At 36.8% G+C, this 22,295-nt stretch carries 17 protein-coding genes and 1 pseudogene; 4 read left to right on the plus strand and 14 right to left on the minus strand.

Translation table 11 applies throughout. From position 1 onward, the window contains the following. Window positions 1-198 precede the first annotated feature (198 nt). The 12 genes from nosZ to J2S74_RS03265 all read right to left on the minus strand — a co-directional run bounded on the left by nosZ (window position 199) and on the right by J2S74_RS03265 (window position 14,932). Window positions 199-2,067, minus strand: a complete 1,869-nt coding sequence (gene nosZ, locus J2S74_RS03210; RefSeq protein ID WP_307321743.1) for a Sec-dependent nitrous-oxide reductase — start codon at window positions 2,065-2,067, stop codon at window positions 199-201. 45 nt (window positions 2,068-2,112) lie between these two features. Continuing rightward, complete coding sequence (locus tag J2S74_RS03215; RefSeq protein ID WP_307321745.1) at window positions 2,113-2,547, minus strand: c-type cytochrome; 435 nt, start codon at window positions 2,545-2,547, stop codon at window positions 2,113-2,115. 290 nt (window positions 2,548-2,837) lie between these two features. Then, window positions 2,838-4,112 carry a TRAP transporter large permease gene (locus J2S74_RS03220; RefSeq protein ID WP_307321747.1) on the minus strand — a complete coding sequence of 425 codons (1,275 nt, stop codon included), beginning with the start codon at window positions 4,110-4,112 and terminating at the stop codon, window positions 2,838-2,840. Between the two features lie 11 nt (window positions 4,113-4,123). Beyond that, the gene (locus J2S74_RS03225) at window positions 4,124-4,609 is read right to left on the minus strand and encodes a TRAP transporter small permease (RefSeq protein WP_307321749.1); all 486 of its coding nucleotides are present in this window, start codon (window positions 4,607-4,609) and stop codon (window positions 4,124-4,126) included. Window positions 4,610-4,741: 132 nt separating this feature from the next. Next, entirely contained in the window at window positions 4,742-5,761 is a 1,020-nt protein-coding gene (locus J2S74_RS03230) for a TRAP transporter substrate-binding protein (protein ID WP_307321751.1), read from the minus strand. Between the two features lie 307 nt (window positions 5,762-6,068). Then, the gene (locus J2S74_RS03235) at window positions 6,069-7,460 is read right to left on the minus strand and encodes a hypothetical protein (RefSeq protein WP_307321753.1); all 1,392 of its coding nucleotides are present in this window, start codon (window positions 7,458-7,460) and stop codon (window positions 6,069-6,071) included. A 42-nt stretch (window positions 7,461-7,502) separates the two neighbouring features. Continuing rightward, window positions 7,503-9,410: a TRAP transporter permease gene (locus J2S74_RS03240; RefSeq protein ID WP_307321755.1), complete on the minus strand. Its 1,908-nt coding sequence runs from the start codon at window positions 9,408-9,410 to the stop codon at window positions 7,503-7,505. 19 nt (window positions 9,411-9,429) lie between these two features. After that, on the minus strand, window positions 9,430-10,275 hold the full coding sequence (locus tag J2S74_RS03245; RefSeq protein WP_307321756.1) for a menaquinone biosynthetic enzyme MqnA/MqnD family protein: 846 nt from the start codon (window positions 10,273-10,275) through the stop codon (window positions 9,430-9,432). A gap of 132 nt (window positions 10,276-10,407) precedes the next feature. After that, entirely contained in the window at window positions 10,408-11,403 is a 996-nt protein-coding gene (locus J2S74_RS03250; RefSeq protein ID WP_307321758.1) for a TAXI family TRAP transporter solute-binding subunit, read from the minus strand. An 86-nt stretch (window positions 11,404-11,489) separates the two neighbouring features. Then, window positions 11,490-13,145, minus strand: a complete 1,656-nt coding sequence (locus tag J2S74_RS03255; protein WP_307321759.1) for an FAD-binding protein — start codon at window positions 13,143-13,145, stop codon at window positions 11,490-11,492. Further along, window positions 13,138-13,914 (minus strand): IclR family transcriptional regulator, encoded by a 777-nt coding sequence (locus tag J2S74_RS03260; protein ID WP_307321761.1) that lies wholly within the window; start codon window positions 13,912-13,914, stop codon window positions 13,138-13,140. The genes J2S74_RS03255 and J2S74_RS03260 overlap by 8 nt, the downstream gene beginning before the upstream one ends. Window positions 13,915-14,170: 256 nt before the next feature. Further along, window positions 14,171-14,932 carry an IclR family transcriptional regulator gene (locus J2S74_RS03265; RefSeq protein ID WP_307321763.1) on the minus strand — a complete coding sequence of 254 codons (762 nt, stop codon included), beginning with the start codon at window positions 14,930-14,932 and terminating at the stop codon, window positions 14,171-14,173. A 248-nt stretch (window positions 14,933-15,180) separates the two neighbouring features. On the opposite strand from J2S74_RS03265, the pseudogene J2S74_RS03270 reads away from it, so the two are divergent. The 4 genes and pseudogenes from J2S74_RS03270 to J2S74_RS03285 all read left to right on the plus strand — a co-directional run. Continuing rightward, window positions 15,181-16,104: pseudogene (locus J2S74_RS03270) on the plus strand (fumarylacetoacetate hydrolase family protein); the annotation flags it as partial. Between the two features lie 36 nt (window positions 16,105-16,140). Continuing rightward, window positions 16,141-16,614 carry a DinB family protein gene (locus J2S74_RS03275; protein ID WP_307322297.1) on the plus strand — a complete coding sequence of 158 codons (474 nt, stop codon included), beginning with the start codon at window positions 16,141-16,143 and terminating at the stop codon, window positions 16,612-16,614. Between the two features lie 44 nt (window positions 16,615-16,658). Then, on the plus strand, window positions 16,659-17,771 hold the full coding sequence (locus tag J2S74_RS03280; protein WP_307321766.1) for a cupin domain-containing protein: 1,113 nt from the start codon (window positions 16,659-16,661) through the stop codon (window positions 17,769-17,771). Between the two features lie 48 nt (window positions 17,772-17,819). Then, on the plus strand, window positions 17,820-19,022 hold the full coding sequence (locus J2S74_RS03285; protein WP_307321769.1) for an FAD-dependent monooxygenase: 1,203 nt from the start codon (window positions 17,820-17,822) through the stop codon (window positions 19,020-19,022). A gap of 221 nt (window positions 19,023-19,243) precedes the next feature. Here the strand turns inward: J2S74_RS03285 and J2S74_RS03290 are convergent, their stop codons facing one another. After that, a complete protein-coding gene (locus tag J2S74_RS03290) occupies window positions 19,244-19,894 on the minus strand; it encodes a YesL family protein (protein ID WP_307321771.1) in 651 nt (216 codons plus the stop codon). 82 nt (window positions 19,895-19,976) lie between these two features. Beyond that, complete coding sequence (locus J2S74_RS03295) at window positions 19,977-22,109, minus strand: hypothetical protein (protein WP_307321774.1); 2,133 nt, start codon at window positions 22,107-22,109, stop codon at window positions 19,977-19,979. Window positions 22,110-22,295: the final 186 nt, after the last annotated feature.

A 22,295-nucleotide genomic window follows, 5' to 3' on the forward strand; every position in this document is an offset into this window, starting at 1 on the left:
ACGTCCTGCGTCTGCGATTACTCGACACAAACTACTCGAGGAAGTGTCTCAGGTCCCGCTTGTGGGCAACGGCGTAATGTCGCCATCCTGGCTCCCACTGCGGGGTCTCACCTTTGCCTTTGCTCCCGATGGAGTCTACGTATATTTCCTCCGCTGTGTTAATGCATTGTTATGTCCCAGTCTCTCCTGCCTTAAACATTATTTTGGATTAACGATTAAATAACCTGTCATCTCTTGGTGTAATGCGGAACAGAAGTTAGTACAATAAATCGGGAAAACGCCCGCTTTATCTGCAACAAATTCGATTGTTTTCGTCTGACCTGGCATTTGCTCAAAGTTAATGTTGTAATCCATAATTCCAAGACCATGGGTAATGTCTTGGTCGAAGTCATTGTTCGTTACATGCAAGGTTACTAAGTCCCCTTCATTGACTTCAATCACATCTGGACGTTCTGAAGTTGCATCGAACAAAAATTTAGAACGCATGGAAATTCCATAAATCGTTACATGGTCTCCGTCCCGTTCGATACGTGTATCACTTTGATCGTAAACAGCACGTGGATCCGATTCATCCCGCTCATAAACATGGAAAGGATTAATAACATCTCGATGAACCATTTGCGCATAATGTGGTTCTAAGTTAACTGGCGTTGATGACAGGTGTCTCAATGTATCACCAGTTATATCAAATAGATCCATCGATTCCGGGTGAGATGGTCCTACGGATAGATAGTTATTTAATGAAAACTTATTTAAAGATACTAAGTAGTTCCCATGGGGGTTAACCGTATCGCCATGGGCCGTAACTAAATGCCCCGGGGAATAATACACTGAATGGCGGTCCAGAACTTCTCCAGTTGCAACGTCCCATTTCACGACTTCTGATGAAATAAACATGGTCGTATACGCATTACCCCGGTCATCAAATTGTGTATGAAGAGGTCCTAGTGCTCCTGGAGGATCTACTTCACGCTCCATAACAGATTCATAGGTTAAAATAGGAATTCCATTTCTTTCACCGGAAAAATCTTGATTTTCAATCGCTTCAAAGGCTTTTTCAAAAGAGAAAACCGTCATGGCAGGTGCTAGTTTACCAGATGTGATGAAATACTTTCCATCTGGTGTAACATCAATACCGTGGGGGGATTTTGCTGCAGGTACAAGGTAAATATCACCATCAAGGTTTTCTGGAAAAATCATTCTTTCTCCGTTATGCATTTCATACTCGCCGTTTGCTACTCTTTCTTCTAGGTTTCTCCAATTAAATAAAACAACATAGTCACGATCCGCTTGTGATGCTTTTATTTCTAAATTTGTGGTCGCTTCTTCTGTGTTATAAGTAGATAAAACCGCCCAATCTCTTGAAACTAATTTACCGGAAGCTGCTTTATCATAGCTCCAAGGTGGCAGCGCTACTTGATAAGCAATATCAAATTTCTTCTCTTCTTGATCGAAGGTAATCGCGGACATCACACCACGATATTTTTCACTAAAATCATCTAACGAAGCATGTGGATCATCAAATGGTAAAGAGAAACGTGTTGGCAAGAATAAATATTCCGTGTTCTCCGTTACGAAAGCGGCACAGTGAGGGCCACCGATATTTGGAACCTTCATCATGTCCACGGTATGAAAGTCCTGTAAATCGATGGCAGCAATTCGGTTATTCGCTACATCCGTTGCAAATAAAAACTTTCCGTCATAGTCACCGTTCGTTTCAGATAAAGCAGGGTGATGTAAGTCTCCCCACGTATATCCCCCTAACATTTCCTTTGATTCTTTATCAAACCCGTAACCAGTCGCCGGGTCTGGGGTAAAAACTGGAATGGTACGAATATGCCTCATGGATGGAACACCATAAATAAATAGTTGACCCGAGTGCCCACCAGAGTTTATTAAGTAATATTCATCATGTTCCCCATGTGGTACGTATACTGCTTCTGCATTACTTTTCAGTTGAAGGTCCTGTTCCGCACTCCCTGCCCCTAATAGGGAACCTCCAAATAATACAAAGGTGACGAGTAATCCAACTGCAATACCGCCGATACCCGATAATATCTTAGTCATAAATAGCCTCCTTAGTAGATGAAATATTCTGTATGGTTGGTACGGTTATTGTGCTGCTAGGCGTAGTGCTTCCACCACGGATTCCAATGCCTCATCCGATAATGGGTGCCCGTCCATCACACTGGCCATAACAGCAGTCGTTGGATTTTGCAAATATTCCTCTATGGATTTACCATGCTTTGCTTCAACAATAGTGTAAGCATTTGATAAATCTGGTCCCGTTGCTGGTCCATCCAAGTTAAGGGTTTCTACTGCATGACATGCAACACAACCGTTTCCTTGAAGAGCAATTGCTTCAGTTGGAATTTCCCTTGGTTCCTCTGTTGTTTCATTTTGATTATTCGCTTCTTCCCTATTTTCTGTAGCATTTTCTGAGGCTTCTTCAACGGCTGTAGATTGACTATCCGATTGAAAAATGAAAAAACCAACTGGAAGCGCAATCATAAACCCAATGAAGAAAATCAATAAATTAGACTTCACATATTTCCCCCCTCGTTTTTATTAGAGAGAGCCCTTTAAATGTCTCTCTGGTAAAAATAGTAAGGGAATAACCTATTGAATTACGGTGATATAAATCACATTTTGTTTTTTCAACTAAAAGTTGTCACAATTATTAAATTTGGTAGATTAAAAACTTGTACATTTGTGAACAAACTGTGAATTAGACACAATTTGTTCACAAAAAAAACAGGCCTGTTAACCATAAGAGGTTAACAGACCCTAACTCTTCAAGTTTAATATCATTTCCTGTTCCCAAACACCAAGATTTGTTATCCATTAACGAGTGAAGGAATCCACAGCACAAGATCTGGGATGAATGTTAAAAGGAGTAAAACAATTATCGAAACCACTAAAAACGGTAATATGGCCTTAGATAATTTTTCAAATTTTACATCACCAATGGATGAAGCAATGAATAAACCTGCACCTACTGGCGGTGTTAATAAACCAATCGTTAGGTTGATACAAATAATAACACCAAAATGAATTGGATCAATACCATAAAGTGGTAGTAATGGCATAAAGATAGGAACTAGTATAATTAATGCTGCAATCCCATCCATTACCGTACCTACTATTAATAAAAAGATAGTGATTAATAGTAAGAAAATTATCGGACTTTCTGTTAGTGAGGTCATCCACTGGGCAAGAGCCTGTGGAATTTGTTCAAATGTTAATACCCAGCCAAATAAATTAGCCATAGCAATGAGTAATGTTACAGTGGCAGTGGATAATGTTGTATTTACTAAAATATTTGGAATGTCCTTAAATTTAAGTTCCCTATAAATAGCACCCACCACCAATGCTATAAAACATGCAATAGCTGCAGATTCCGTAGGAGTGAAAATCCCTCCTAATATCCCAATAATAATTATTGCTGGTACTAACAACGCAGGGAGTACTTGAAAAAAAGAAATCATAACATTTTTGAAAGATTCCTTTTTAGAAACAGGTAAGTTCTGTTTATAGCCAATAAACGCGATTAACCCAACAAAGCCTAGCATCAACAATACTCCAGGAATAATTCCAGCCAAGAACATTGTTCCAATAGACTGGCTAGCTGTAACACTATAAATGATGAAAAGCATACTTGGTGGGATAATCGGTCCTAGTAATGCCGCCGATGCTGTCGTGGATGCACTAAATGCTCGATCATACCCTTCCTTTTCCATAGATGGAACCATAACTCTGCTCATCATTGCAATTTGTGCTGTTGCTGAACCTATAATAGATGCAAGAAACATATTGGCCACTACATTAACATAAGCTAATCCGCCACGATAATGTCCTATAACAGCTTTAGAAAAAGTAATTAACCTTCTAGTAATTCCACCAGAATTCATTAATTCTCCTGCTAACATAAATAATGGAATAGCTAATAACCCGTAGCTTTCAATTCCAGAATAGAGTCGTTGTGGAGCTGTCGCCAGTAATCCAATATTTCCAAAGAACACTATATATATAATACTTGTTATTCCTAGTACAAAGGCTATAGGTACCTTTAATAATAATAAGAGTATAAAAATTAGTAGCGCTATTAACATAGATTAGCCTCCTACGTAACATCATTTCTTAAGCTGTTAACAAAAAGCGCCAATGAATGAATCATCATTGCAAAGAAGCCTGCCACTACACTAAAGTACGGAATAATCATAGGCAACTGCATAGCACTTGAACGCTGAACAAGTATGGACGGTGACACAATCCATTTCATCGTTATATAAAAGAAATAAACGGTAAAAAACAACACAATAAAATAGCTAAGGCTTATAACAACCCTTTTTGATTTTTCTCCTAAATTATCTACAAAAACAGATACAACGGCTGATCTTTTCGTTTTAATTGTCATGCTTCCACCTATAAATGACAACCAAATTAAAGAAAATATAGCCACTTCATCGGACCAAAATAAGGGACTATTAAAATAGTAGCGGTAAACAACGCCTAAAAATAAAGATAAAAACATGGTGGAAAGTAAAATTCCAGCCAACAGTTTTTCTACTTTAAAAATTACGTTACTAAGTCCATTAATAATAAGCATTTATTCACCCCCATTGGGTTTGTTCATGGTTTATTTTTCAAAAAAGGACCTGCTCCTATATCGCAGGTCCCTACCACTTCTGTCCTACAAAACTAAGTATTTGAAATAAATGAACGGAAACTTACTAAAATATTACTTATACGCTTCAATAATACTTCTAATCGTTTCATTTTCACTGTATTTTTCATAAACTACTGCATTTATAGAATCAAACGCATTAGTATTATTAAAATCTATGATATTCAATCCTTGTTCCTTTAAATATTCTAAGTTATCAATCTCACGTTGAATTTGATCTTGAATCCCCCATTCAATAGCTGTAGCTAAGGCTTCATCCACGATAGCTATGTCTTCCTCAGATAAACTATCTCTCGTTTGCCTACTCATGATAGCAACACTAGGAAATGCCATATGGTTAGTTAACGTTAAGTCATGGGCAATTTCGTATAAAGCATTTGATACAAGGGCATCTAAATCAATATCAATTCCATCGATTACACCCGTTTGTAAAGAAGTATATACCTCTGGAAGTGGCATAGGTGTTGGACTGGCTCCCGTTTCAACCCAGAAATCTTGAATGGCAGGGCTACCAATAACCCGTATTCTCTTTCCTTGTAATTCATCAGGTGAACTAATAGTGCCGTCAGTCATTAAAATATGTCTATTTCCTGCAAAGGCAAAATCCAATGCTATCATACTGTCATTTGAAAGATCTTCTAGCATTTGCTTTGCTTCCGGTGTTCCTTTTGCAGCATTAGCAGCTTCTAAGTCCTCAAACAAAAACGGCATAAACCATCCATTTAACGTATCAACGCGTGTACTTAAATAAGCATTAGTGATGAAACCGAAATCTACTGTACCCGTTTCAATTTGTTGGATCATATCTCCCTCAGAACCTAATTGTCCTGATGGGAAAATTTCTAAAGTCATACGCCCGTTTGAAAGGGCTTCCAATTCTTCAGAAAATTTTTCTGCTGTTTGGTGCCAATTATGGCTTGGTCCAGTTATGTGCGTTAGTTTAAACGTATAGGACTCACCCTCACCAGCAGCTTCCGTATTACTTTCACCAGTCGTTCCCTCTGAAGACCCACATGCAGCAAGAACCACCATCGTAACCATTACAATGAAAAATACTGTGAAATTCTTTTTCATACAGTCATCCCCCTTGGTTTATAAGATATTAAGTAACCAGCACCCCATAAACACTTATAGTGAATTGAGTTATTTATTAGAGAATAACAAGTTTATTTTCAAATGTCAACCAAATTATCCGAATATTTCAGTGATTTAAATCACTCAAACCATATGAAAATTTAACAATTTCGTGAATTTATTAAAAATTTAATATTTAGGAATGAAAGTAACTAGAATCTACACGGTTCTAACCCTTTAGGTAAACGCAAAAAAGCATGAGAAACTTCCTCACACTTCCTTGCCCCTTATTTCCCTTCCTAACTCATTAAAGGGAAAAATACATGGACAATACTCCAATATAAAATACACCAACAACAACCATTGTAAGTACAAGTACCCAATTCCATCTAGCACTTACAGTAAAACTCGATCGATTAACTAACTGTCCAACCATAATATTTGATGCAATTAACGGGCTAAACATAACAGAAACAGACCAAGCCAAAGCAAGAATAACTGCTAAAAGTTCTCCAGGTACACCAATGACACTAGGATCCATTTGCATCGCTAGAATTGGTACTACAATTATTTGATGGACACCTATAAAGGATAATATGGCAACAACAGATACAATGATAATTGCTAATAGCAAAATGGATAGATCCGCAACCGTATATAAAAATGTACTTATAGTATTCGCAAAGGGAGTTAGTGTAATCGCATGACCAAATAATCCTGCACTTAGTAATAAGACTACCTCACTACTCGTTTTCCCAAGACGATATTGATAGATTTTTAATTCATTTCCAAATGCTACCCAGGTCCGACTAACCAAAACCCACAATAAAGGAAAAGCAAGGGATGTTAAACTAACTAATAAAGGAACAGGATATCCCGAAACAAACTCTAACGTTAATATACTAACAATCAATCCGAGAATAATAACTAGAAATTGAATGGTCTTTGTATATCCAACTGTTTTATTAGTTACGGTAATTTCAGCATTCTCTTCCCTTTGAACATTAGATGTGTCTACCACTCCCTTATTCCTTTTTACCCAATTTCTAAAAATCACATTGCCTACAAATAGCTGAATAAAGGCTAGGGTAATACCATATGGGATAAATTGAGTGATTTGAACCTCTAAATAAAACATAATAAGTACAATAGAAGCAAAATAAGGAGACCATAAAGAAACAGAAGCAAATCCCAAAACATAAGCCTTAGCCAATAAAGGAGCAGGTAGCTTTAATCTATTTACCATATCATTAACAACCCTTAAAGACCCTATATTCAAAACAGGACCTATAACAAACAAAAAAGAAGTAACAATGAAAAATATCTTCTTTGGATATTTCGCCCACTGGTACATAATCCCCTGAATACCGTTAAAATACCCGCCACTTTTTAAAGGAATAGAAATGAGGGGGACAAGTAAAAATAGACTGAGTATCGGAAGATTCATTAAAAATCCATTGATTAACTCTTGCAAACCATAATCAAAGACAAGAATAATAAAAGTACCTGTTAACGACAATACTAGTCCAATTACCATGGGAACTTTGCTCACTCTAATAATACTCATACCAAAAGCAAAGATGGATAAAACAAATAAACTCCACTGCAACACATTTACTGGAAAAAAGAAATAGGCTAAATAATTAATAATTAGCCCAATAATAATTGTTGATCTTATGGAAAAGCTCTTTACTTCCATTAATTATTCACGACCAATCTCATTAACTAAATGAATGTTAGTTTACCAAGCTGAAGTCCCTTCAACTTGAGAAAGACGTGCTTCATTATTTAATGTTTGGTATCTTCTAATATTAAGGATCAATGGTAATGCAAATAGTAATGCCCCTATAACATCCGTAAAGATATTAGAATAAATTAAGCAAATGGCAGACGTAAGAAATAAGCCTCTTTCAACTAAATGAACCTTACTCATTAACCAACCACTTACAGCGACTGATAAGGAGAATATACCAATGAGAGCTGTAACAAAAGCATAGATAACTAGAAAGATATTATCCATTTGTCCCAATAATATTGGGTTATATACAAACATATATGGAACAATGAATCCAGCAATCCCTAGTTTAAACGCAGAAATTCCTGTTGCCATGGCATTTGCCCCAGATATACCGCTAGCAGCATAAGCAGAAATAGCTACTGGAGGCGTAATAAAAGACATGATGGCAAAATAGAAGATAAAGAAATGAGCTGCTATTAGTGGAACACCTAACTCCACTAACGCCGGAGCCCCTAGTATTGCCGTAATAATATAAGCTGCTGTTGTAGGTAGCCCCATTCCCAAAATGATACATGCAATCATCGTAAAGAATAATGCGAGTATTAAATGCCCGCCTGATAAACCAATAACTAACTGTGTAAACAGTACTCCTAACCCAGTATAGCTTATCACCCCAATAACAATACCAGCTGTGGCACACGCCGCTGTTACAGGAACGATCATCTTAACTCCATCAACTAATGCCCCGAGAATCTCTTTTACTGGTATCTTAAAATGTTTGATCAAACTAACAATGATATATAAAAGAACTGTAACAAAAATAGTAAATAAAGCAGATCTCATAGCTGAATATTGATACCCCATGAGGAAAACTACAAGAGCAATTAATGGAATAACAAAATAAATCTCTTTAAAAATAAAGGATTTTAACCTTGGAATTTGGCTTTCTTCCATTGGTTTTAAATCAGATTTTCTCGCCTCTAAATATACAGTTGAGCAAAGAGACACATAAAATAAAATCGCAGGTATTAAGGCTGCTAATACAATAGTAGAATAAGGAACCCCCATCACATTTGCCATTACAAACGCCGCAGCTCCCATAACCGGAGGCATAATTTGACCGCCCGTAGAGGCAGCTGCTTCAACCCCCCCAGATATTCTAGGGCTATATCCTGTTTTCATCATGAGCGGGATAGTAAAGTTACCTGTCGTTACCACATTACTTACAGAACTTCCAGACACAGACCCCATTATAGAGCTTCCAACAATGGCAGTTTGTGCTGGGCCACCCCTAATTCTTCCCGTTAAGGCTAAAGCTAGCTTTAAAAAGAAATCTCCAGCCCCTAATCGATTTAACAGGGATCCAAAAATAATAAAAAGGATGATAAATGTTGCTGCAACAGCAATCGGCAAACCAAAAATCCCTTCTGTTGTCCATACAATAAATGAAGAAACATCATAAAAGTCCATTCCCCGATGAGAAAGGGCGCCTGGGAAATAAGGACCGAAAAAGGCATAGATTAACGTACCTACTGCAACCCAGAATATACCCCAACCTACTGTTTTTCTAGTTACTTCTAGCAATAGCACAATTAGAAATATTCCAAATATTATCTCTAGCTGGGTAGGTCCTAAAAATCCCCGATCTGCAATCCGATCAGGCGATAGCTGAAATAAAAAATATATACTACTTACTAATACAAGGATAAATAAACCACTATTAATAATAGTGCCTTTGATACCTTTTATTACATAGGGATAAAGTAAAACGGCTATTAACAGTACCCCCATTACATGGATTCCTCGTTGTAACATCGGTGTCAAAAGTCCATTCATAGCTGTGTAAATATGAAAAGCGGCCAATGAAAGCCCAATAACAAAAATAATTTTATTTGCTGTTTTTTCAAACAATGAGGACACCTCCAACCATTCACTTTTCTAACATGGATAATGGAGAAAGATTAGGAACTCTTTCTATTAAACTATGTTTATAAGCTAATTCATAATAGTATTGTAACCCTGCCATTTGCTCTTCATTTAATTCATAATTTAAACAAGAATTAAAATAATCTAGCCAAAAGGAGTAATCTCCGCCATATTTTTCTTTAATCTTATGAATCATCGGTCTAAATTTCTTTTCCCGGGATAATTCTTTGCTTTTGATCAGTTCATCCCAAATTAACCGGATTTCCACCTGTTTTTGTAAATAGATTTCTTTTCGGACAGCAAATATAGCAAACGTCATGGGCAAACCTGTAAATATAGACCACATCCTCCCTAAGTCATAAGAATAAAGCTTTAATTTCTTTTCTCGAAAAGTTAAAATAGCCTCATCACCTATGATTAGACAAGCATCATGGTTATTCAACATTTCATCTACATTTGGATCCATAACATCGTAGTTTACGTCGTAGTTGTAAAATTCCTTTAATAGCACTTTCAATAAAGCAACGGATGTTGCTGAACGATTCGTTAGAGCTATGTTCTTATTATTTAAATCATTAATAGGAACCTTTGAAAATAAATAAATAGAACCTACGGCCTTCTGAGCCGATACGGATAACCCTGGTAACAGCTCATATTTTTCTGCATTAAGTGCATAAGAGAACGAGGATATTAAAGAAATATCTAACTTACCATCTGCCAATCCCCTATTTAACTCAGCAGGTAATCTAGTAACAAACGAAATATTAAGTTCTCTCATTTTGTCATAGTCAATATAAAAAAACAAAGGTAATGCATTGGTATATTGATTATGCCCTACAGATATAGTCAAAGGATTACGACCTCCTTAGGAAACCTTTCTATATAAACCCTTATATGCCACAAAAACTAGTATTGAAAAGGAAAGGAAGCAACACAAAACTATGCATCTCTTTGGTTGCTTCACCTTTATCCTATCATGTCCTTATGGTCTCATGTCCTCTGGAATATCTAAACCTCTCTCCTCAAAGAACTTCACAGCACCTGGGTGTAAAGGAATAACGATACCGTCCAAAGCATTCTCTACCGTAATAACCTCTAATGATGCATGAGCTCCTACCCAATCATCACGATTATCGAAAATAAGTCCTAGTAACTCATAAATTTGATCCTCTGTATACGTATCATTTCGAGTATACATAAATACTTTACTTGTTGCTGTTTGTACAGAATTCACGCCTTCATACACATCATCAGCAATAGTTGCTGGCGAATAGTATGGGTATGTTTCATAGAACTCTTCTTCTTCAATACCAATCATTCTAACATCTGTAGAACTAACAAGGTCCATTAATGGTGCTGAGTTTAGAGGATGTGTACTAATAAACCCTTCAATTGTCCCATCAGATAACGCCTCAACCATTTCACCATCAGAAATGCGTTCTGCTTGGATATCATCGAAAGTTAAACCGTAAAAATCTAGTACTCTACGAGATGTCGTTTCTCCACCACTACCAGGGGCACCTACACCAATTCGTTTACCTTCAAAATCTGAAACCGATTGAATCTCACTATCTGCGCTAACAAAAATTTGTACCCAGCCGTCAATGGTTGCAAATAAAGAGCTAATCTCTTCAAATTCACGCCCTTCGTACTCATTTTCTCCTTTATAAGCAAAATAAGCGACTTCATTTTGTGCAATAATCCAACCGATACGATTTTCACTCAAATTACGAATATTTTCTACTGTCCCTTCACTAGCCTGACCATTTACTACGTAATCACTATTTTCACTAATAACTTGCCCCATTGCTACCCCCATTGGATATAATGCCCCACCAGTTCCTGCTGTTCCAATGGAAAACTCCGTATCTCCCCCCTCAGTATTACTTCCTGCATCATTACTACACCCCAAAGCCACCAAAGAAAGAACGAACAATCCTACTAACAATACTCCTAATTTTACATTTAACAATCTCATTGGAATAAATCCCCCTTATTATTTATCAAGCGCTTTTATACACGCTTACAAACATAAATGAAGTAAAAATCAAATGACTCACTACTTTAATAAACATGTTTTTTAGTATGATTCGGTAAAAAAAGATCATCTAATAAAAAGGAAATTGGCCTTGTCAGATCTGGATCCAGCTGTGGATAATCTAACCGCTTAAAACTACCTCTCGTTTCTTTTCGAGCCTGTGATAACTCGATAACCGCTAAAGAGGTCAACACCATATTTTTTAACTCCGATAGGGAATGACGTACAGATAAGGGTTGCGAGTTAATATTATAGTCGTTTATTAAATCATGGACTCGCATAACCTCAACTAAGGCAGCTTTTAACCGTTGGTCATCTTTCGTAATTAGAATCTTATCCATCGCTTCTTTCAATTGTTTCTTTAATTGGCTGATAGATTCCCTAGTTATTTGATTAGATTTACCATCTTCACTTACTACAGGATAAGTTTTTTCTGTTTCTTTTTTCTTATTTGCAAGGGCATATTTAGCTGCGTTTTTACCTGCAAGTTCCCCAAAAACGAGACCATCCATCACACCGGTCCCCATTAAACGCTCCGCTCCTTGAAAGCCACTAGCCGTTTCACCTGCAGCATATAGGCCAGGAACTGTAGAAGAACCTGTATTGTCTATTTTTATCCCACCCATCATCTGGTGACATCCAATACTTATTTCCACAATGTCCTTCCCTAAATCTAAACCTTGTTTAAGAAGTTTATTGTAGCTATTTGGAATTTTTTCTTTAATAAGCTCAATGTGGCCCCTTCCATCCCAATAAACGCCATTTCGTTCTGTCACATTTCCATCAATGATTTGTTGTTCAATCCACTGGCATACTTCTAACAGTAAGTACCCTTGTTGTACCGTTAATTCCTCAGAGAGTAATTCCTCAGGTAAGGTTGGAACAAATTCCTCGTTTTTTGTATTGTAGAACTTGCCCTTAGTCGTAATGGAACTAATAATATAGAACCCATTTATAGGATGTACAAGCAAAGGTAGATAGTGCATAAACTCTAGATTAGACAATTCTGCCCCTAACTGTAAAGCAAAACCTGTTCCATCCCCAGTAGCACCTAGGGGGTTGGTACTTAAGGAAAAAATCTGACCTGCTCCACCACTCGCCATTACGAGACTCTTAAAACTCATTGAAATATCCTCAAACTCATATGGTTGTTCTTTATTGATTTTTCGCTGAGCAATTTTACAAAATGAAGGAAATACATTCTTATTAATTTCATAAACAGAGGCAAATTCCAAAAACTCTACCCCTTCTTCAATGGCCTTATCCTTCAGCTTGTAAAGCATATCTGTGCCAAATTCACCTTTCCCCCGCAACACCCTAGCTTTCCTATGACTAGGTAACATTTGGGGCTTTTCTGTAACCTCTAGACCTACATCCTTTAAATACTCTAATTGTTCTGCAGTCCCTTTTACGTAAATGTCAATTAATTGAGGATCATTAACATAATGACCGTATTCGAATAAATCAGATTTGTAATGTTGCTTATCCTCTTCTCCCGCTGTAACACCTAGAGCAGTAAACTCTACTAACTGATCCAAGAATGCAGTGGCACTTCCAGATCCTACATTACTTTTCGAAACTAAACAAACACGAGCCCCTTCTTTTCTAGCTGCTAAAGCTGCCCGTATGCCAGCACAACCACCACCAATTACTAAAACATCTGTATCCATCTTTCTAGACATTCACCCCATCCTTTCTAAAGCCTAATGAACTAGAAATTTCAAAAGCTGTATGTACAGTTAAATCTATAATTCTTTGAAACTCTCCTTCTTCTAAACCTGCAGAGGGAGACAGAACACCTAAGGAAACGACTACTTCGTTCTTTTGGTTAAAAATCGGAACGGCTACCCCAGCAACGCCAACGGTCGTTTCGTCCCATGCACTAGCATACCCTGTTCTACGAATCTCTTCTAAACGAACTAATAAAGCGGAAATTTCTTCTTCTGACCTCACTCCTTTTAAGTCATCAATAATTTTGGTTAATTCTTGTTGTTCTAAAAAAGCTAATATTACTTTTCCTAAAATACTGTAATCAGGATTTCTTACTTGCCCGATTTCCGACCCTACCTTCAATTCCCTTGTACTTTCTCTTTTATCAAGATAAATAAGCTTACGATCTGACAAGCCTGCAATAAGGATTGTATGGGGGACTTGTGACTTCAACTCATCTAAAAAGGGTGATATCGCCTTATAAGAGTAACCGCTTTCAGAAGCAGTCATTCCTAAATGGAAGAATCGCATACTCAAACGATACTCATCTAAATGTTTATCATATACAAGGTACTCTTCCTTTTCTAACGTAAAAAGGATTCGGTAAAGGGTAGTCCTTGGTAGCCCTGTCATTTCTAAAATCTCTTTAAAAGTTAGTTTCTTACGTTCAAGCAGAAAACAATTTAAGACACTTAATGCTCTTTCCACACTTCGAATGGACTTTACATTTACTTCTTTCATGTCATCAATCTCCTTAATTAACCACCAGGTGAACACCATTTCCACAGTGCGGATTATGTTTATCGATATAGTAAAACATGTTCACTATATTGTCAATGTTATTAATATAATTAATTTTCCAAAAAATAAGATTGGCAGTTAATATAAAGGGAATTTTTACCTCAAAACTTTTTTTTACGTGACTAAATTAAAGTCGAGTTAGCGTTCGCCAAATTAAAAGCCTCCCGTTAAAAAAAAACGGAAGGCTTTTCAACTGCTATTTTATTGGTCTATATCCAAATTGTTTAGATACCTCTTCTGATTTTGTAAGTAAGTATTGACGCATTTTATTGTCACTTTTTAAGGAGCTAGAATCAAAGAACCCTACAACAGCTATAGCACCTAAAAGCGTTCCAGTTACATTAAAAATAGGAATTCCCACAGAAGAAACGGAAGGAGCTAAAGGTTCAATAGCATAAGCAATTCTGTTTTTCTTCGTTTCTTCAATCTCATTTTCTACCCTGGTTCTCCTTTCCGAATCCATCAATCCTAATTGTTGCTCCAGCCAATTCCTACTTTTTAAATTATCTAGAAATGCTGCATACACTTGTCCTGAAGCGGAGTAAATAGGCAGTGTCGTCCCAATTTCAGCACCAATATTTATCGTCCTTGTACTTTTCATTATTTGAACGACTACCGGTCCATTGTCCGTGAACACTGACAAAATAATGGTTTCCCCCAATTCCTCATTCATACGTTCCATGATATGTGTTACTTTTGCAACTACATTTTCGTTCCCGATAGCGGTTGTACCGTATTCAATCAATTTGGAACCTAAAGAATAAAGACCTCCTGGATCCTTATATAAAAACCCAAGATTCGTTAATGTATTTAAGTATTTATAAAGATTGCTTTTAGTAATTCCAGTTAAGTCATGTATTTCCGTAAATTTCAACGGCCGACGTTTCGTTGCAACAATATCTATAATATTAAATCCCACTTCTAGGGACTGAATGGTTTTTGTATTTGACGAACTCATTTTTATCCCTCCTACACAACGGTTTATTTAATAGTAAGCAAGTTAAACATTTAAATCAACTCAATATTACAAATATATCTATTTCCCTTCCATACAGATTGAAGGAAAGCGTAATTTTCAGTGACATTAATCACAATAATAACATTAATTTTCTAAAAATTATTGACATTTCTATAGATGGTCTCTAAAATTCTAATTAACAGTTCAGTGAACTTAGTTCACTATTAGAGAAAAATGGAGGTAGGATAATGAAACTAATTACATTTGACCCAGGTAATGGACTTAAAGTTGGTGCCTTAATTGAAAATGATATGGTTGTAGATTTACAGACTGCCTATAAGGAAAAGTTGGCTGCAGAAGGAGAAGTTAGGGCTTTAACAGTTGCTAAAACTTTTATACCTAATAAAACGAATGAATTCCTGCAAGGAGGTGACAGCAGCCTCGATGCCGCAAAAGAAGCAATTTCATTTGTTAAAGGACGACTCGATACGTCTTCAGCAGTTTATGAAAAGGGTTCAGTAAAAATTGGTGCTCCTGTTCCAGAACCCCAAAAGATCATTTGTGTAGGACATAACTATAGAGAGCACATTCTCGAAATGAAAAGGGAAATACCTAAGTATCCAGTACTATTTGCTAAATTCGCCAATACAGTAATCGGACCTGAAGATGATATCCCTTATTTTCCTATTACGGAAAAGTTAGATTATGAAGCTGAATTAGGGGTAGTAATAGGAAAACGTGCAAAGGATGTGCCACAAGAGGATGCCCTTGATTATGTAGCAGGCTATACGATTGTCAATGATGTAACGTCAAGGGACTTACAGAAAAGAACTTTACAATGGTTACAAGGAAAAAGTGTGGATGGAAGTGCACCAATGGGCCCTTGGCTCGTGACAAAAGATGAAATACCTTCTCCAGATGGATTAGAAATTTCCTTAACTGTTAACGGAGAGGAACGTCAGCGTTCGAATACTGCAAATCTAGTATTTAGCGTCCCCCATTTAGTTGAGTATCTATCTTCCATTATGACATTAGAGCCTGGAGATGTAATTTGTTCTGGTACACCTGGTGGCGTAGGCGTCGCTATGGAACCGCCTACATTTTTACAAGATGGTGACGTAGTAGCTATTACAGTTGATAAAGTAGGGACTCTCGAAAATACAGTTAGAAAAGTAGAAAAGGAAACAGTAAAAAATTACGTAGCCGAGATTAACAACCGTTTATCCACCATTATTGATCTAGGAAAAAATCAAACAGAGGAAACCCTACGTTGGAAACCCGCGGAAAATAAGTGGTCTATCGTGGATGTCCTTTGTCATGTAGAAGAGGCACATCGTTTCTGGTTACACGAACTAGAAAGAACCGTAAAAAATCCGGAAACTAAATACGGAAGGGGCTTAGATCATTACGAAAGACTGGCTGCTGTTGAAAACACGGATACAGTAGCTGTTTCAGAAGTGCTAAACAAATTACAGCGATTAAAATCTACTATTCGCTCTACTCTTCTATCTTTAAATGATAGGGACTTATTAATCGAAGCAACACATAAGAACCCTAAGTTCGGTACACGTCCATTGTCCTTTTTATTAGACCATTTTATGGTGGAGCATCAAGATAAGCATATTGCTCAAATCAACCGTAACATCGAACAATTTAATTCACACACCGTTACCACTAAATAGTTTCATTCGAATTGTTATCCATTATTTAAAGGGAGGAACAACAAATGGCTGAAAAAAATTCATTCTTTGAAAGTCAAATGGTACAGGATTTTAATAAGGAAATAGAGAAATTTCACCTTGGTCCACTGTGGAATGCAATACCTGATTTAATGCATAAACAACCTACTCCCCAAGCACAAGCTTACTTATGGAAATGGGATACTATTTACCGAAAACTTATGGAAGCAAGGGAAATCTTTACTCCTGAGCGTGGTGGAGAAAGAAGAGCTATTTATTTTCAAAATCCAGGATTACTCCAGAGACAGCCTTGGGGATGGGCCTCTACAACTCAAACGCTTTATGCAGCTGTTCAACTTATTTTACCAGGTGAAACTGCTCCGTCTCACCGCCATACCCAAAGTGCCATGCGGTTTATTATGGAAGGAAAAGGTGCTTATACAATTGTTGACGGGGAAAGAATTTACATGGATGAAGGGGACTATTTAATTACCCCCGGCGGCCTGTGGCATGGTCACCGTCATGATGGGGATGAACCAATGATATGGATGGACTGCTTAGATATACCGTTTGTCTATAGCACTGGTGGTACTTTCTTTGAAGGTTACCCAGATAATCTCCAGCAGCCGGAAATTCCTGATAATTATAAGATGAATCGTTATCAAGGAGGAATGGTTAGACCAATTAGTGACCGAAAAAGTAGTATTGCACCACTTTCTTCTTATAAATGGAATCAAACAGATGCTGCCTTAAAAGGACTTAGTCAATATGACCCTGATCCATTTGATGGTTATGCAGTGGAGTTTATTAATCCGTCCAACGGGCAAACAGCCAATTACAATATGGCTGCTTGGATGCAAAGGCTTCCTTCAGGCTTCCACTCCAAAGCCCACCGTCATACAAATGCAGTAATCTATCAAGTGCATAAAGGCTCCGGCTACACCGTAATTGACGGAGTGAAATTTAATTGGTCCAAAGGAGATTTCTTCGTAGTACCAAACTGGGCATTGCATGAGCACGTAGCCCTTGAAGATTCCGACCTCTTCTCTGTCAGCGACTTACCAATTATGGAACGACAAAACTTACAACGGGAAGAAGTATACGATAAGAACGACGGATATCAAGAAGTTAAAAGTGAATTTGAACCTCTTCTACCTTAATGAAACACACGAACACGTTACAGAAATTTTTTAAAATGAGGTGAAAAAATGGCTGAGCATACAAAATGTCCTTTTCTAGTTGTTGGTGGCGGGATCGGTGGCCTTGCCACTGCCCTCGGCCTTGCAAACAACGGAAAATCAGTCCACGTTTTAGAACAGGCACCTGAATTTACCGAACTTGGTGCAGGACTACAATTAGCACCCAATGCCTTAGCAGTATTAGACCAGCTTAGTGTTCTTGAAACTATTTACGAACATGCAGTTTTCCCAAAAAGATTAGTTATAAAAGATGCCTATGACGGCAAGGAATTAACAACCCTTGATCTAGGGGAATCCTTTCGGGAAAAATTTCAATACCCTTATATCGTTATGCACCGCTCCGACCTGCACATGGTCTTATTGAACGCATGTCGAAATCATAAAAATATTCAACTACTCACAAACAAACAGGTTCAAGCAGTAGACCATATAAATAACAAGGAAATCAAAGTTAGCTGTGGAGATAATACAGAATACATCGCAGAAGCTGTGATTGGAGCAGATGGACTCTGGTCGAACACACGAAAACTCGTTGCCGATGATAAACCAATTTGCTCTGAGTATGTTGCGTACCGAGGAGCTATCCCTATTTCTGAGATCAGTGAAGATATTGGAATGGATGACGTAATCATGTGGATTGCTCCAAATCTTCACCTTGTTCAATATCCAATTCGCAGAGGGGAACTATACAATCAAGTTGCCGTTTTCAAAAGCTTCCATTATAAAGAGAACTCCGATGAATGGGGCACACCAGAAGAATTAGATGAACACTTTAATAAATGCTGTACTAAAGTACAAAACGCCATTAAATATGTCCATAGACAACGGCGTTGGCCAATGTACGATCGCGAGCCAATCGAAAATTGGACCTCAGGACGATTCACACTACTTGGCGATGCTGCTCATCCCATGCTGCAGTACCTTGCACAAGGTGCCTGCCAAGCATTAGAAGATGTCGTTTGCCTAACAGAAAAACTATCGGAGCACGATACGGATATTGAAAAAGCCTTTTTAGAATATCAACAAGAGCGAACTACCCGTACGGCTCAAGTTCAACGTAACGCAAGAACATGGGGAGATACGCTTCATGCGGAAGATAAGATTACCATCTTATTACGTAATAAACTATTTAAGCAAAATGCAAATAACACTAATGCAGTTGATTGGTTATATGGGCACTTTGCAAAAAAATCAAAAGAAAAAGTAACCTAATCATCATTTGTATTAGTTGCTCATTTTTATTTGTTGTTTTTAAGAAGGAGACTGGGACATAACTAAAGTGTTTAATCGGAAATACGAACAATACACTACCTTAGGGAAGTATATTTCCGAAGCGGGAAGATTGTACCTACATCTAGTTTGTTCGGATTTCTTATTAGTAAAAATACTTTTGTCCCAGCCTCTTTATTTTATTATTAAAATATGGATCATACTTAATGACTCTCTTCTGCTTTGTTAACCTCAACGCCCCACTTTTTTATTTCCACCTTTCGGAAACTTATATAAGCTGGCCCCATCAAAGTAATGCAAATCAAACTTACTCCAAAAAATAGAATTAATCCAGGTACGTATACAAACACTTGGTATAAAACTAAGAGACCAATAATCATAAGTAGGGTTGGTAAAGGATTTAATATTCCAATAATTAAGGCGTGTTTAATATAATCGAGTAGTTTTAACCGATAATGAACATACACAGGGAAAATATATACAATAATTATAAAAAGTAAAAAAACAATCGTAATTAAAGCTATATTCATAACAATTCGAAACATGCCGTCTAAAGTATTTAAAAATAAGAAATCTACATATACAATAAAAATTGCGATACCTAGTAAAAGACCTAATATATTAACTTTAATAAATCCATCCTTATAAACAGTTAAAAATGTTTTTAAAATAGGTATATCTGTTTCACCCATGAACCATTTTCTTATGACAGCTAATGTGGCAACAGTGGCTGGTATAACTCCGAGTACTATTAGACCAAACAATGTAAATGCCAACCATAAAAAATTTACATAGGCTATACGCATTATCCATTCTGAACCACGGTATAGTGATCCCATCATTCCGTTTGGCATATTCATTTCCTTCCTATTAATAAGAATACTTCCCTTTCAGAGTTATCTAACAAGAGAGTACCTCCTTTTCTATTCATCCAATTTATTCTCCTCTAATACTATATTTATCTTCATAATTAATTACTTCTCTTTTATTACCAAAAAACTTTGCCTTTTCTATATCATCTTTTACATCTTCTAAATAGAAAGGATAACCAAAATTCATTTTGACTCTAGCCATAAAATATGGCTTATTATGTTGACTCCAATAATGCCCAAGGCGTTCCCAATGGTGGTATGCTTTTTCCAATAATAATACGGCACGATTCCGATGTTCTTCATTAGAATTTAAATCGAAACGATTTAATTCTAATGCTGCATGGAATTTACATTTGTAATATCTTCCTAATTCAACCCATGAATATAAATCAAGTAACGTACAGGAGGAATGACTTCCCCTTTCATCTCCTAAGCTATTTTCAAGTTTTTTTATTATTGCTTCAACTTTATTTGTAGATTCTTTTAAAATTTGAATAATGTCTAATGGATTCTCCTGATAATTCTGCATTTCTAGCTCTAACTTATTTTTGTGTTCTGCCATAGTAAATGCTTTGATACTCATAACTCCTACCTCAGGCATAGGCTTCGCCTCAACAAAATCAAGAATTGTTTTAAATCCCGTAACTTGGGATAAGCAACTTTCTGGATTCCATTGGAAATCATAATCAATCCAGAACAGCCTGTTAACGGCAGGAATTATTCGAGAAGCATATCGTAATCCATCTAGGAAATCACCAGCGTTTTTTTTCCCATAAGTAGTTTCAAGTAGATGCTCCCATACATCGTCCATATTAGGGTTGTAAGAAAGGCGACCCCATAGCTGAAATTGAAATAAATGCTTTTCAAAATCATACTTCCATGTTTTATGTCCATAGTCTACATGCTGAAAATCTCTTCCCCATAAATATCCGTCTGCGCCCCAATAGAATCCTTTTACATAATGCTTCAACATTCCTTTAACATACGAACGAACATAATCCGGATCACCCCAACGGTGAGTGAAAACATCATCATTTCTAACCGTAAAGAGAATTTGAGTTTTGTCTAAATCAACACCTTCCCATGCGTTCCAGTACTTTTCAAATTGAGGCTGGGGATGAGAATAACAGTGGGCATTCGAATATTTCCAACTTATATAAAAATCTTCTGGATCAAATTTGGGTTGGATTAGATCCTTTATTTCTTTACCTGCATTTTGCATATTTGTACGATGTATAAATGGAACTGTTCGACCAGATTCTTTGATTGCTTCCACGTACGTATCAACAATCCACACTTCCCTTTCATAGCCCGTTCCATCCATCCATTCACTAGCCGATGTGCCAAGTCCCTTTAACTCTGGATATGTTAGTAAAACTTGTAAAACCATTTCCCTAAAGTAATCTTTAATAATTTCATCCTTCCCACGAAAACGATTTAAAGTAATACCGACACGATGAATTAATTGATCATACATGTTCCCATGATCTCCTACTGATTCAGGAAAGCCTAGTCCTTTAGCAACTTCAGGTAAAAGTCTAATATTCCAAGTAAATAAATAAACATCTATTCCTCGATTTTTTGCATATTTGATCAGGTTTCGAAAAAAATCAATGTTCTGCCTTATTTGCTCATTAGTAAAGGGATTAGCCTCTCGAAATTTATTTGAAACTACCATTAGATGAAATGGATGCTCTGACCAAAGGCTTAAGCAGTTATATCGGTTCTCTGCTAACATATCTATATATGTATACCAAAAGTCTATGCTTAAACAAGTTTTCTCATTTTCAAGGAATGGATCTCCTTGTTCAAAAGGTGCATATGGCAAATTAAACTTTACACCACGCATACCAAGGGCAGGCTTTTGACGAATTTCCTCTCCTTGTCTTAAGTGTTTTCCACACCTTATTCTTTCTGTCCACTCAAGACACCCGTACATTACACCCTTTGAATCAGCCCCTTCTATAATGATTACTTTATTATTTTTATAGATTCGAAATTCTTCTTCCTTATACATTTCGGAAAACTCATTTTCCTTATTTATTCTTTTGACAATAATTCCTTCCGTTGGGAGTAACTTTTGTGTATACTGTTCATACTGTTCAATAAAGTGAATTCCCCTTTCATTTAAAGCACTTTTCAAGTGCTTTACTCCAAAGTTAATTATCTGGTCATTATGATCAAACAAAAGTTTCATTTTCATCTCCCTCTCTTAGGTTCAAATATAATTCTCAATAAAAAATAAGAAATATATGTTAATACCCTATTTTTATCACGTGTGTACATAACATTATATATTCTTCCTAAAGGACACAGTATAGACACTACTTGTCATGTCGTTCGTTTCCCTGCACATCAATATTTGTCTTTATTTCATATAAGT

The organism is Evansella vedderi (genome assembly GCF_030813435.1).
GTDB lineage: Bacteria > Bacillota > Bacilli > Bacillales > Salisediminibacteriaceae > Evansella > Evansella vedderi.